The following is a 14,371-nucleotide window of genomic DNA, read 5'->3' as shown; positions in this document are numbered from 1 at the left end:
TTCCTTTTTCTTTGTTATTTTTTATCCATTCTCTATCTTTGGATGGAAAACATAATCTGCTATGAATATTACACCTATCCGACACTATGTCCTAACCTTCTGCCTGCTTTTATGGCCAGCCTTGCTTGTAAAATCATCTTCGCACTATTTCAGGCAATACACCATCAACGAAGGATTATCTAACAATGCTGTATACAGTATTTTTCAAGATTCCAAAGGTAGAATGTGGTTTGGAACCATTGACGGTTTGCATAGCTTCGACGGACAGCGCATTAAAGTGTGGCGAAATGATTCGGAAGATCTTTCTTTAGGAAATATTATCTATTCCATTGCAGAGGATAACCAGCAACGGCTTTGGATTGCTTCGGATGCCGGATTGGCCCTGCTGAATCTTCGTACAGAAGAATTTATACCTTTTAAAACATCGACCCATGCAGGAAGCAGCATCCGGTCGTGCGCCAGTGATGTCTATCTGGATAGCCGTAAAAACATGTGGGTTGGCACCGTCGGACAAGGTGTGTTTTGCTATAATCTGACAAGTGGCATCCTGCGTCAGTTTACTGCTCCCAACCAGCTTCCTTCCGATCGTATCAAGGATATCATGGAAGATAAAAGTGGAGAGATATGGATTACTACATTAGATAATGGTATCTGCTCTTACAATCCGGCATCCGGCAAATTCAAACGCTATCAGGGTGAAAAATGCGGACGTAATCTGATTCTATTTGAAGATTCACACGCCAATCTTTGGGTGGGTAATGCCGGACAAGGGCTATTTCTGCTGGATAGAAAAACCGGTCGATTTGAACAAAAGATAAGACCGGAGAGCAACCAAACTCTACTACAGATTCGCAGTATCGTGGAGTGGCATCCGGGAATCTTGTTGTTAGCTTCCGATGAAGGTATGATAGCCTACAGAGTGTCGGACAATACCTGGAAAGTAACCAAATCATCGAATGGATATTATGGCGGACTGAATGATAACTACCTCCATTATCTGTTCATAGATCGTGAAAATGGTCTGTGGGTAGGTACTTACTTTGGTGGAGTGAATTATATGTCACCTACTAACAGTAATTTTACTTATTATAATACCACAAACACTGCTCTCAATGGAAAAGTAATCAGTGCTTTCGCCCGGGACCCGAAAGATAATCTATGGATAGGCACCGATGATGCCGGCTTCTTTTATTGGGATCGAAAAGAAGACCGCTATCTATCCTATAAACCTAAGGGCGATAACCATACGCCTACCTATCAAAATATTCATGCCCTTCTGCAAGATAATGATCATCTATATATAGGTATGTATATGGGAGGATTGGATATTCTTGATCTGAAAACAGGGATATTCCGGAATTACAATACCAGTGAATCTCTTAATTCTCTCTACTCTTCGGGTGTTTATGCCTTGTATAAAGATAGTTACGGTGATATATGGATAGGCACTACTTTGGGACTGAACCGCTTCCAACCGAAAACCAATGATTTCGAGCGTGTCTTTGAAGTTCATCCGGCTGATGTCACCTGCATCGTAGAAGATCGTAAAGGCTACCTTTGGGTAAGCTCTTCGAACAAAGGAGTATTCAGATATGATCGAAAGACCGGAAAATGGAAAAACTACCGGCATGTGGCGGGAGATGCCCGCTCACTTCCCACAGACAAAGTGTTCACTTTAAGTGTAGATTATAATCAGCGCTTGTGGTTGGGAACGGATGGAAAAGGCTTATGTCGTTACGATTACGAAGCAGATAATTTTGAAAATATTCCCTTTTCTGATCTTTCTATCCGGGTAATTCATCGGATCTTGCCGGATAATGAATATCTTTGGGTCACTACCAGCAAAGGTTTGTTGAAGTTTCAGCCTGAACAAGGTACCTTGAAGGTTTATAATAAATATGATGGATTGCAAGATAACCAGTTTTCACCGAATGCCGGAATCAGAATGGATGACGGAACCATGTACGTGGGGGGAATTAATGGTTTCAATGCTTTTCGCCCGGCAGAAATGATACAGAACAACGAGGTGCCCACAGTGATACTTACAGACTTCCTGCTATTTAACAAGCATGTGAATACTTCAACCGAAGGCTCTCCGCTTTCAGCCTCTATCACTTATACGGACAAGCTGGTATTGAATAAATCCCATTCTATTTTCAGTCTGGAATTTGCCGTTTTAAGCTATACCGGTGCCGAGAAGAACCGCTACAAATATAAACTGGAAGGCTTTGAAAAAGAATGGACTGAGTTGACCGGAGAGCCTCGTGTAACTTACACTAACCTTTCTCCCGGAAATTATGTTTTCCGCGTGATGGCTTCCAATGGTGATGGTGTTTGGAATGAAGAAGGCATCCTGTTGCCCATTAAGGTTTTGCCACCTTGGTGGCTTTCATATCCGGCTTTAGCAGGCTATTTCCTTCTGTTTATCGGGCTGATCTATTACTCATTCTATCGCATGCGGCGCCAGCACAAAAAGAAACTCGCCTATATGGCTGCTCAGAAAGACAAGGAACTGTATAACTCTAAAATAGATTTCTTTACCCACATTGTTCATGAAATCCGTACTCCGCTCACACTTATTCTTGCTCCTTTGGACAATATCATGAAGTCAACCAGAACCGTGAAGGAAGCATTGCCGCAACTGCAAGTCGTGGAAAGAAACGGCAAGCGATTGTTGACACTGGTGAATCAGTTAATGGACTTCAGAAAGGTGGAAGAAGGGGGAATGGAGATACACTGCCGGGTGACAAATATCAACCGCCTGCTCGAAGATGTTTACAAACGTTTCAAGCTTGCTGCCGAGCTGAAAAATATACGTGTATCCCTGGATATGCCTTCTGAGGAGTGTTTGGTTAGTATTGATCCTGAAGCATTTACCAAAATAGTAAGTAATCTCTTATCCAATGCCTTGAAGTTCACTACCGACTTTATAGAAATTACACTGAAATTGGATGTAGAAAAACAAAGGGCTGAATTGAGTGTGAGTGACAATGGTTGTGGTATCAACATCAAGGAGCAGCAAGAAATTTTCAAACCTTTCTACCAAGTGAAAGAAGACAGACCGAGCGACTGTATAGGAACAGGTATTGGTTTGTTGCTAGTAAAGAAGTTGGTAGAAATGATGCAAGGGGAGCTAAGGTTAGAAAGTGAGGTGGGAAGTGGTTCTGCCTTTATCGTTACTTTCGCTACGACTACCGCAGAGGTAGGAGTGGTGAAGCAAAATGAGGTTATTCCTGAGGAAACTGAGATGTCTCCTGAAGTGATTCTTCCTTTAAAGCAAAACAATACATTATTGATTGTGGATGATAATCAAGATCTGCTATCATTCCTTCATGATCTTTTTAACCAGGACTATAAGGTGATTTGTGCATCAAACGGGCAGGAGGCATTGCAGTTACTGGCAGATGATTCTGCCGATTTGATAATCAGTGACGTCATGATGCCGGGCATGGATGGGTTTGAGTTTTGCGGTAGAATAAAAAATAACCTTACTACCAGTCATATCCCCGTTATATTATTGACAGCCAAAGTGGCGATGGAAGATCATATCGAAGGTTTGGAAACCGGAGCCGATATCTATGTAGAGAAACCTTTTTCGGCAGAGGTATTGAAAGCACAAGTCCGCAGTTTGTTGGATAATAGGGAGCGTTTGCGCAGAAACTATTCGGATACCCCATCCATGCCTATCGCCTCAGTAGCTACTTCACGCATGGACGAAGAGTTTTTGGCACGTATGTCCGCTATTATCGAACAGAATATGACGAACCCCGATTTTACAGTCGAGACGTTAGCGCAGGAGCTATGCATGGGACGCTCTAATTTCTTTGCCAAAGTGAAAGGTATCTCCGGCATGACTCCTAATGACATGATTCGGGTAATTCGTCTGAAAAAAGCCGCCGAACTGTTTGCAAGTGGTGAAAATTGTATTAGCAATATCTGTTTCAGAGTAGGTTTTTCCTCTCCATCTTACTTTGCAAAATGTTTCCAGATACAATTTGGAGTGTCTCCAACGGAATTCTTAAAGAAAAGATTACGCTCTTAGACATGAATAAGGCGGATGATGTGGATTTTGACTTGCTATATCGCAATCTTTAAATCCGTGTCATCCGCCTTAATTTTATATTTGAGGATTAATTTATTATTCCTACATCATCGTCAGTAATATCATCTGCCCTGCAAGGATACGGAGGAACATAGTCAAAGGATAAACTGTGGAGTAACCTACTGATGGAGCGTCATTGCCTGAAACCTGATTGGCATAAGCCAATGCGGGAGGGTCTGTATTACTACCGGCAATCAAACCCATCAGAGTGAAGTAATTCACTTTATAATATAAGCGAGCAATAGCACCGATAATCAATAGTGGGATAACTGTAATAAGGAAACCATAACCTACATATAATAGTCCGTCACCCTCAACTACTGTCTGTACGAAATGCTGACCCGCCTCGATACCAACACTGGCAAGGAAGAGAACAATACCTATTTCGCGCAACATCAGATTAGCACTCATTGTGGTATAAGTTACTAATCCTAATTTATGACCGAAACGACCGATAAGAATTGCTACTACCAGCGGTCCGCCAGCTAAACCCAACTTAACCGGAGTAGGCATGCCGGGGAATGCAAATGGAAGGCTACCTATCAAGATACCCAAGAATATACCGATAAAGATAGTTGCTATATTAGGATGATCAAGACGTTTCAACTGATTTCCCAATACGTGTGTTACACGTTCGATAGCATCTTGCTGACCCACCACCATTACACGGTCACCTACTTGCAATATCAAATTAGGATCGGCAAACAAGTCCATACCAGAACGGTTGACACGCGTAACATTTACTCCAAATAAACTGCGGAAGTGCATGTCACCAAGTTTTTTACCATTGATTTCCGGTTTGGTAACCAAGATACGACGCGATACCATTGGCATATCTTGTTTTTCCCAGTCTACTTGAACTTCTTTTCCGATGAAAGCTATAACTGCTTCTGCATCTTCTTCGGAGCAAACAATGAATACCTGGTCACCAGTGTGAAATTCCGTTTCGTGGTTTGGAATGCTTACGTGCCCTTCATGGCAGATGCGAGAGCAAACAAATGAACGTCCTAAGAACTCTTTTATTTGGAGAAGTCTCTTTCCATCAATCGATTCATTGCGCACTTCCAGCGTGAGCATGTGCGGTTGATGCTTCATGTCACCTCCCTGACTTTTGAGTTCTTCCTCTTCTTTTGAAAAGTTAACTCGGAAAATATAACGAATGGCAATAATGGAACCAATGATACCGACAACTCCCAAAGGATAAGCGCAAGCATATCCCAATGCAATAGGTTGCCCCGAATAACTGAGCTGATTCAATGCCTCTTGTGCGGCACCAAGACCCGGAGTATTGGTGACGGCACCATAAAGAATACCTACCATCATCGGCAATTCAATCCGGCCGTTAGCAATAAAGTAAATACCTAGCGCTACAGCAATGTTCAATACTACAATACCAACAGCCAACAAATTCAGCCGCATTCCTCCTTTCTTGAATGAAGAAAAGAACGACGGTCCAACTTGCAGACCAATACAGAAAACAAAGAGAATTAATCCGAATTCGCGGATGAAATGCAGAATGTGTGTTTCACCTGTAAAACCGAAATGTCCCATTAGGATACCAGTAAAGAGTACAAATGTTACTCCTAAAGATATTCCAAAAATTTTAATCTTACCCAACAACACGCCCACTGAAATGACGAATGCATACAAGCAAACGATATGGGCTACGGAAGCGGGGTCCCATAACAAACCTTCTAACCAATCCATAGTTACCTTTTGTGTGATTTTTTATTTATTTTTTAGAATTTTCGTGCAAAAGTAGTCAATCGTAGTCAGGTGGCAAAGGAAAACCCCTAGAAAAATAGTATGTTTGTCACGAAGTCACTTATACATGCAATTTTTCCCTAAAAAATCTTTTCGTTTTAAGTTATTCTGTATATTTGCAAGTCTCTTAACGACAAAGTGAATACATTATTCATCATATTCTAATTTTATAATAAACTATGGCAGACAGTAAAGAAAAACTCTTCTCAAGCTTTGCACCCGCTACAACCGAACAGTGGATGGACAAAGTAACAGCTGACCTTAAAGGCGCTGACTATGAGAAGAAACTCGTTTGGAAAACAAACGAAGGATTCAAGGTGAAACCTTTCTATCGCATGGAAGACCTCGAAGGATTGGCCACTACCAATGCCCTTCCCGGTGAGTTCCCTTACTTGAGAGGTACTAAGAAAGACAACAACGAATGGTTGGTTCGTCAGGAAATCAAAGTAGAATGCCCTAAAGAAGCTAATGCAAAAGCATTGGATATTCTGAATAAAGGTGTTGACTCACTTTCTTTCCATGTTAAAGCCAAAGAACTTGATGCAGCTTATATTGAAACTCTGCTCGAAGGCATTTGTGCTGAATGTGTAGAACTGAACTTCTCTACTTGCCAAGGTCATGTAGTGGAGTTGGCGGAAATTCTGGTTGCTTACTTCCAAAAGAAGGACTACGACTTGACAAAACTCCAGGGATCTATCGGTTATGATTACTTCAACAAGATGCTAGCCAAAGGCAAAGAAAAGGGTGACATGGTAGCTACTGCCAAAGCTTTGATCGAAGCTACTGCTGCACTGCCCAAGTATCGTGTTCTGAATGTTACTGCTTTAACATTGAACAATGCCGGCGCTTACATCTCTCAGGAACTGGGTTATGCATTGGCTTGGGGTAACGAATATATGAATCAACTGATTGAAGCCGGACTTCCTGCTGCTCTCGTTGCCAAGAAGATTAAATTTAACTTCGGTATCAGTTCCAATTACTTCCTTGAAATTGCCAAGTTCCGCGCTGCCCGTATGTTATGGGCTAATATCGTGGCATCTTATAGCCCCGAATGCTTGCGCGACTGCGATAACAAAGGTCCGAAAGGCGAATGTCGTTGCGCTGCCAAGATGAAAATCCATGCAGAGACTTCTACATTCAACCTTACTTTGTACGATGCACACGTAAATTTGCTCCGTACGCAGACTGAAGCTATGAGTGCTGCTCTTGCCGGTGTTGACTCAATGACTGTTACTCCGTTCGACAAGACTTACACTACTCCTGATGCTTTCTCTGAACGTTTGGCTCGTAACCAACAATTATTGTTGAAAGAAGAATCTCATTTCGATAAAGTAATTGACCCGGCTGCCGGTTCTTATTATATTGAAAATCTTACAGTATCTATTGCTAAGCAAGCTTGGGAATTATTCCTCGCTATTGAAGAAGAAGGTGGCTTCTATGCTGCCGTGAAGGCTGGTAAAGTACAGGCTGCTGTAAACGAAAGCAATAGTGCCCGTCATAAAGCTATGGCTCAACGTCGCGAAGTATTGCTGGGTACTAACCAGTTCCCTAACTTCAATGAAATAGCCGGCGATAAGAAACCGGTTGAAGCTACTTGCTGCTGCGGTGGTCATGACACTTGCGAAAAAGACGTGGCTACATTGAACTTTGATCGTGCTGCCAGCCAGTTTGAAGCATTGCGTCTCCAGACGGAAGCTGCCGCTCATCGCCCCAAAGCATTTATGCTGACTATCGGTAACTTGGCTATGCGTCAGGCACGTGCACAGTATTCATGCAACTTCTTGGCTTGTGCCGGATATGAGGTGGTTGATAATCTCGGTTTCCCCACTGTAGAAGAAGGTGTAGAAGCTGCTATGGCTGCCAAGGCTGACATCGTGGTACTTTGTTCCAGCGATGATGAATATGTAGAATATGCTGTTCCTGCCTTTAAAGCTGTAAACGGTCGCGCTATGTTTATCGTAGCTGGTGCTCCTGCTTGCATGGACGACTTGAAAGCTGCCGGTATTGAGAATTTCATTCACGTCCGTGTCAATGTACTCGATACATTGAAAGAGTTCAACGCTAAATTATTGAAGTAAGATGAGAAAAGATTTTAAAAACTTAGATATATATGCTGCTTTTCAGCCGGTTGATGGCGCTGAGTGGCAAAAGGCTAACGGCATCCACGTTGATTGGAAAACGCCGGAACACATTGAAGTGAAGCCTGTTTATACACAAGAGGACCTCGAAGGAATGGAGCATCTTGGCTTCGCTGCCGGTCTTCCTCCGTATTTGCGTGGTCCATACTCAGTAATGTATACTCTTCGTCCTTGGACTATCCGTCAGTATGCCGGATTCTCTACTGCCGAAGAATCAAATGCATTCTACCGTCGTAACCTGGCTGCCGGACAAAAAGGTCTGTCTGTAGCTTTCGACTTGGCTACTCACCGTGGTTACGACCCTGATCACGAACGTGTAGTAGGTGACGTTGGTAAGGCCGGTGTATCTATCTGTTCACTGGAAAATATGAAGGTTTTGTTCGATGGTATTCCTTTGAGCAAGATGTCTGTTTCTATGACTATGAACGGTGCGGTACTTCCTATTCTTGCATTCTACATCAATGCAGGTTTGGAGCAGGGTGCTAAACTCGAAGAGATGGCTGGTACTATCCAGAACGATATCTTGAAAGAATTCATGGTGCGTAATACTTATATTTATCCGCCTGCATTCTCAATGAAGATCATCTCTGATATTTTTGAATACACTTCTCAGAAGATGCCTAAGTTCAACTCTATTTCTATCTCCGGTTACCACATGCAGGAAGCTGGTGCTACAGCAGATATTGAGTTGGCATATACGTTGGCTGATGGTCTCGAATACCTCCGTGCCGGAACAGCCGCAGGTATTGACATCGACGCATTTGCACCTCGTTTGTCTTTCTTCTGGGCTATCGGTACCAATCACTTCATGGAAATTGCCAAGATGCGTGCTGCACGTATGTTGTGGGCAAAGATCGTGAAAGAGTTCAACCCGAAAAACCCGAAATCACTGGCATTACGTACCCACTCTCAGACTTCAGGTTGGTCATTGACCGAACAAGATCCGTTCAACAACGTAGGACGTACTTGTATTGAAGCTATGGCTGCTGCACTGGGTCACACTCAGTCATTGCATACCAATGCATTGGATGAGGCTATCGCATTGCCGACCGATTTCTCCGCACGTATTGCACGTAATACTCAGATTTATATTCAGGAAGAAACTTATATCTGCAAGAATGTTGACCCATGGGGTGGTTCTTACTACGTAGAAACATTGACTAACGAGTTGGCTCACAAAGCTTGGGAGTTGATTCAGGAAGTAGAAAAACTGGGTGGTATGGCTAAGGCTATCGAAACCGGTATTCCTAAGATGCGTATCGAAGAAGCTGCTGCTCGTACACAGGCTCGTATTGATAGTGGTTCTCAGACTATTGTAGGTGTGAACAAGTATCGTTTGGAGAAAGAAGATCCGATTGATATCCTGGAAGTAGATAATACGGCTGTTCGTAAACAACAGATTGAAAACTTGAAGACTTTGAAAGAAGGTCGTGACGAAGCTGCTGTTAAGAAAGCTTTGGAAGCTATCACTAAGTGTGTAGAAACCAAGGAAGGAAACTTGTTGGAATTGGCAGTAGAAGCTGCTCGTGTTCGTGCCACTTTGGGAGAAATCTCATACGCTTGCGAACAGATCGTAGGACGTTATAAAGCTGTAATCAGAACTATATCAGGCGTGTATTCATCAGAAAGTAAAAATGATAGCGACTTCAAACGTGCTTGTGAATTGGCCGAGAAGTTTGCAAAGAAAGAAGGACGTCAACCACGTATCATGGTTGCCAAGATGGGACAGGACGGTCACGACCGTGGTGCTAAGGTAGTTGCAACAGGTTATGCTGATTGTGGTTTCGACGTAGATATGGGACCGTTGTTCCAGACTCCGGCCGAAGCTGCCCGCGAAGCTGTTGAAAACGACGTTCACGTTGTAGGTGTTTCTTCATTAGCTGCCGGACACAAAACATTGGTTCCGCAGATTATCGAAGAGCTCAAGAAACTGGGTCGTGAGGACATCGTAGTTATTGCCGGTGGTGTAATCCCTGCACAGGACTATGACTTCCTGTACAAAGCTGGTGTTGCTGCTATCTTTGGTCCTGGTACTCCGGTTGCCAAAGCTGCCGGTCAGATTTTGGAAATCTTGATGGACGAAGAATAAGCCGCATAAGTTTTATTTATATAGAAAGAGAGGTTTTGCCAAAAGAGCAAAACCTCTTTTTGTTTTATATAACCTTTGCAAAAGGTATTAATTCTATACTTTTTTTTATCTTTGTGCACTTTCTAATTAGACAAACAATTAAGGTTGATATGGTGCGCTGTTTCATGATAATTCTATTTTTCTCCCTATTTCATTTAGAGGTTCTTTCAAATGGAAATAAGGTTTTGGTCGTTAGTTCTTATGGCACTGACTATCAATGGAGCAATACAATTATGAATACCATTGGTAAGCAATTGAAAGAAAAGCATCCTTCCATTGAATTCAGCCGCGAATTTCTTTCATCGGAAATGTTGGAAGACTCGGACAGCTGGGGCAACAAGATGAGTGTGCTATTAAGTAATTATAAAAAGAAGCCACCTTTGGCTATTATTCTTGTTTCCGATGAAGCTTGGATGGGGTATCAAGATGCAGATGTAAGTGCCTTCAAAGATGTTCCCTTGATTTTATGTGCTGTAAAACCTCATTCTATTTCCATATCTGACTTTGCTGCTAAAAGAGACAGCCTTCATTTATCTGATTTTACTCCTACCATCGAACTAATGAAGAAGTATAGAGCAACCGGTGTCATACGGGAAATGAATGTACCGGGCTATTTGTCGTTAATGGAAAACTTGATATCCGATTTAAATAGATTTGTGTTTATTACGGACAGTCGTTTTTATGGAGTTTATACTCACTTGTTGCTCCAACAAGAGGCTGAACGAAGTTATCCGAAAATACCTGTTGAGTCTATTGATGGTCGGTTTGTTAATACTGATTCATTACTGTCCCTGCTTCCTACTATTCCTTCTACTGCCGGCGTATTGCTTACTTCGTGGTTGACCGGTGAGTATGGTTTTGAATTCTCGAAGGATTATTTGTATAGTAGTATGGAGAATAAATTAGCTACTCCTATTTTTATTACTAATGATATAGGTCTGGAAAAAGAAAACTTTGTAGGGGGATATTATAATGATGCATCATTTTGGGGATATAAAACTGCCGATCAGTTACTGGCTGTTATAAATGGAGCGATGCCCGAAAATTTGAAACCTGAGATATATTATGATAGTCAATGCCAAATAGCCTGGAAAGTCTTTCAACACTATGGTTTGGATTCTAACAAGCTTCCGGCGAAGGTTGATTTTTTTAATGCTCCTGAACCGTTCTGGTCAATCTATAAATACTATATAGTAGCTATAATCTCAGTCTTTTTAGTCATTTTGCTTTTTTATTATTATACACTAAGAAGCAATTTCAAATTACAGCAAGCCCAACGGCTCTTATTAAACTCTGTAAATGAGTCTGAGGCAGCGAACGATAAATTGAAGAAGACACAAGATGAATTGATTGTGGCACTTCATAAAGCTGAGGAATCGGATAGACTTAAATCTGCCTTTGTGGCAAATATGAGTCATGAGATACGTACACCGTTGAATGCGATTGTCGGTTTTTCAGGAGTACTTGATGAGGTGGATACGAAAGAAGAACGTGAAGAATACGTTGATCTTATCCGCCGAAACAGTGATTTATTATTGCAACTTTTATCTGATATCCTGGATTTGTCGCGAATAGAAGCCGGGGTATTAGAGTTTACTTTTGGCAAAACAGATGCCCACAAGGTATGTAATAATGTAGTTGTTTCGCTTGCTAACAAGTGCCGATCAGGAGTAAAGCTATATTTGGATCCATCTGTTGATTCAATGCCACTTAGTACGGATGTGAACCGACTGATGCAGGTACTCATTAATTTAGTGAATAATGCGATTAAGTTTACTTCGAAAGGCAGTATTGAAGTAGGATATTTCTCTTATAACGACGAATTGGTAGAGTTTTATGTAAAAGATACCGGTATTGGTATTGCTCCTGATAAGCAGGCAGTTATATTTGACCGCTTTACGAAGTTGAATAACTATGTAGAGGGCACCGGATTGGGGCTTTCTATCTGCCAAACCATTGTCAGTCTACTCGGCGGAGAGATGGGACTTGAATCCGAAGAAGGGGCTGGATCTCGGTTTTGGTTTAGAATACGGAAGAATCAAAATGCGGTAGAGCATAAATGCTAAAAAGTTCATGATACCGGTCAATAATGTTTTGTTCCCAGCCTGCATTATAGCAAGGTAGTATAATGTCAATTGTTTTCTGTTTTTTGGGATTCAGTCAAAGACTGAGGATAACTCTGTTGGTAATTTTGCGTTAATTGTTCCCAAATGATTTTTAGCCAGATTAAAAAGCAAGGAAGAGCCTTGAGAGAATAGGGCACTATATAATTGAGACGAATATTTTTATGAGTGAACTCACTTGACAATATGATGGTTAATAGTATGCAAAAACCAAGCAAAACAGCATTTAACTTTGGAGTTGTATGGCGAGTAGGGGTACTTACAAACCAAATGCCAATTGCTACTAAAGCAGTGATATATCCACATACCTCGGTACTGGTACTGAATAGTACCATAAATATAAGTGCCGAAGATAAAAAAGAGAGTCTGAATGCCTTGTAGTCATATTGATTGATGCGGAAATAGGGTGCTATAAATAAAATCAGTCCAGGAATAATAATCAATAAGTCACTATAACTAGCAATACCTGTTGTTTTCCGAATCATTCCAAGTAATGAAATATTGGTATAACTGCAAAAAGTATTTAGTTCGTTTTTAGAACTTAATGTTACTAGCCATTCTTTGTAAGAATCAATAACAAATTGCGGTGAAGAGTAAAGCATCGGCAAAATAAAGAGTAGTGCTCCCCAACAAAACATTCCCCAAAGTAAATGTAGTTTTTTCTTTGAAAAGAAAAAGAAGGCGAGTCCTACTATACCATATACTTTAGTCATTAATCCTAGCATGATTGGTAAAGCAGCCCAAAAGTCTTTCTTCTTCTCAATTAGTGTGAAAGTGAGAATGATTAGCGCTGCTATTCCAATGTTATATTGCTGAAAATAAACCGACTCATAAAGGTCGTATGCAGATAACAATATTATGATAGCAAATTTCCATTTCTCTAATTCAAGTGACTTGATGGCCCAAAATAGAAGATAGCAATTGCCCAAGCACCAAAGTATCATTCCTATTCCAACAGGTAATAAAGAAAAAGGTGCAATTAAAGCACTGAAGGGGATGCCATAAAGGAATTGGTCACCGTATTCGTCAGGATACCAATTATATAAAGGTGATTGATTTAGAGTGTGCCAAAAAGATTGACTAAAAATCAGGTAATTATTATAGCGTCCTTTAGATAGTCTAAAGAGAGAACATGCTATAGTGATACCAGTCCAAAGGATAAACAATAGTTTAGTATTCTGGAGGATAGTGGTTTTTATTCTGTATTTCAAAATCATTCTAATTTATATATTGCTATCTTCTTTATGAAATTTGTAAATCGTGCAAAGATATAGTATTCCTCTTAAAATACTTGATAAATGAATCTAATCTTTTCTTGGCGATAGCCATTCACTGTTCTTCCAATCATGTTTTCAAGAACATTTTTATGTAATATTGAAACGAATCAAATTATAAATTGTAATTAATAGATTTATTTCTTTTAAATGATTATCTGGTTGTTCAAAACAAAAATGGGTGGTCCGGCGTTTATCCCGTATCATTTTAAAACCTAAGCCAAGACAGTAATGAAAACAATTAAACTCTTTTTAGTGGCAGGTTTCCTGTTGGTCTTTGCCACATGTGTGTATTCACAAGATCAACCGGGCACCAAAACTTACCTGCCTAAGTTCGCCCTAAAGACGAATGCTCTTTATTGGGCTACGACCACTCCTAACTTGGGATTCGAAGTAGCATTAGCTCCCAAAATGACACTGGATGTATCGGGTAATTATAATCCGTGGAAGTTCTCGGACAACCGCCAACTAAAGCACTGGCTTGTTCAGCCCGAATTGCGTTATTGGCTCTGCGAGCGTTTCAATGGCAGTTTCTTCGGAATACATGGTCATTATGGAGAAATGAACGTGAGCAATCTCGACATTTTTGGAATGGGAGATTATCGTTATGACGGTAAAGTATATGGTGGTGGAATTTCTTACGGTTATCAGTGGATATTGAGTAGACGTTGGAGTATGGAAGCCACTATCGGCGTAGGATATGCCCGTCTTGATTACGACAAGTATAAATGTGGTAAGTGCGGTGAGAAGCTCGGTCATAATACCAAGAATTATTTCGGACCTACCAAAGTGGGACTGAGTTTCATATATGTTATCAAGTAAGTAGAACCTTCCTAAACCCA

At 41.1% G+C, this 14,371-nt stretch carries 7 protein-coding genes; 5 read left to right on the top strand and 2 right to left on the bottom strand.

The genetic code is table 11. The annotated features are described in order from the left end of the window. The first annotated feature begins 61 nt into the window (after positions 1 to 61). Complete coding sequence (locus Q1W14_RS11495; RefSeq protein WP_300701590.1) at positions 62 to 4,042, top strand: hybrid sensor histidine kinase/response regulator transcription factor; 3,981 nt, start codon at positions 62 to 64, stop codon at positions 4,040 to 4,042. A 102-nt stretch (positions 4,043 to 4,144) separates the two neighbouring features. On the opposite strand, the gene Q1W14_RS11490 is transcribed toward Q1W14_RS11495, so the two are convergent. Next, positions 4,145 to 5,809 carry a putative transporter gene (locus tag Q1W14_RS11490; RefSeq protein ID WP_300701589.1) on the bottom strand — a complete coding sequence of 555 codons (1,665 nt, stop codon included), beginning with the start codon at positions 5,807 to 5,809 and terminating at the stop codon, positions 4,145 to 4,147. Positions 5,810 to 6,045: 236 nt separating this feature from the next. On the opposite strand from Q1W14_RS11490, the gene mutA reads away from it, so the two are divergent. The 3 genes from mutA (at position 6,046) to Q1W14_RS11475 (ending at position 12,198) form a co-directional block, all read left to right on the top strand. After that, complete coding sequence (mutA, locus tag Q1W14_RS11485; protein ID WP_300701587.1) at positions 6,046 to 7,944, top strand: methylmalonyl-CoA mutase small subunit; 1,899 nt, start codon at positions 6,046 to 6,048, stop codon at positions 7,942 to 7,944. Position 7,945: 1 nt separating this feature from the next. Beyond that, positions 7,946 to 10,093: a methylmalonyl-CoA mutase gene (scpA, locus tag Q1W14_RS11480; RefSeq protein WP_300701585.1), complete on the top strand. Its 2,148-nt coding sequence runs from the start codon at positions 7,946 to 7,948 to the stop codon at positions 10,091 to 10,093. Positions 10,094 to 10,365: 272 nt separating this feature from the next. Then, entirely contained in the window at positions 10,366 to 12,198 is a 1,833-nt protein-coding gene (locus tag Q1W14_RS11475; protein ID WP_300701583.1) for an ATP-binding protein, read from the top strand. A gap of 65 nt (positions 12,199 to 12,263) precedes the next feature. Here the strand turns inward: Q1W14_RS11475 and Q1W14_RS11470 are convergent, their stop codons facing one another. Further along, complete coding sequence (locus Q1W14_RS11470; RefSeq protein ID WP_300701581.1) at positions 12,264 to 13,466, bottom strand: glycosyltransferase family 87 protein; 1,203 nt, start codon at positions 13,464 to 13,466, stop codon at positions 12,264 to 12,266. Positions 13,467 to 13,760: 294 nt separating this feature from the next. On the opposite strand from Q1W14_RS11470, the gene Q1W14_RS11465 reads away from it, so the two are divergent. After that, positions 13,761 to 14,351 (top strand): DUF3575 domain-containing protein, encoded by a 591-nt coding sequence (locus Q1W14_RS11465; RefSeq protein ID WP_300701579.1) that lies wholly within the window; start codon positions 13,761 to 13,763, stop codon positions 14,349 to 14,351. Positions 14,352 to 14,371 lie beyond the last annotated feature (20 nt).

It is taken from the genome of Bacteroides sp. (assembly GCF_030151085.1).
In the GTDB taxonomy this organism is placed as follows: Bacteria; Bacteroidota; Bacteroidia; order Bacteroidales; family Bacteroidaceae; genus Bacteroides.
The sequence above is the reverse complement of the archived record's forward strand: the minus strand, read 5'-3'. Positions and strand labels throughout refer to the sequence as shown.

Excerpts from the sequence above, each read along its gene's own strand:
- Q1W14_RS11495 (WP_300701590.1), top strand. The coding sequence starts at position 62 with ATGAATATTACACCTATCCGACACTATGTCCTAACCTTCTGCCTGCTT.
- Q1W14_RS11490 (WP_300701589.1), bottom strand. The coding sequence starts at position 5,809 with ATGGATTGGTTAGAAGGTTTGTTATGGGACCCCGCTTCCGTAGCCCAT.
- mutA (WP_300701587.1), top strand. The coding sequence starts at position 6,046 with ATGGCAGACAGTAAAGAAAAACTCTTCTCAAGCTTTGCACCCGCTACA.
- scpA (WP_300701585.1), top strand. The coding sequence starts at position 7,946 with ATGAGAAAAGATTTTAAAAACTTAGATATATATGCTGCTTTTCAGCCG.
- Q1W14_RS11475 (WP_300701583.1), top strand. The coding sequence starts at position 10,366 with ATGAATACCATTGGTAAGCAATTGAAAGAAAAGCATCCTTCCATTGAA.
- Q1W14_RS11465 (WP_300701579.1), top strand. The coding sequence starts at position 13,761 with ATGAAAACAATTAAACTCTTTTTAGTGGCAGGTTTCCTGTTGGTCTTT.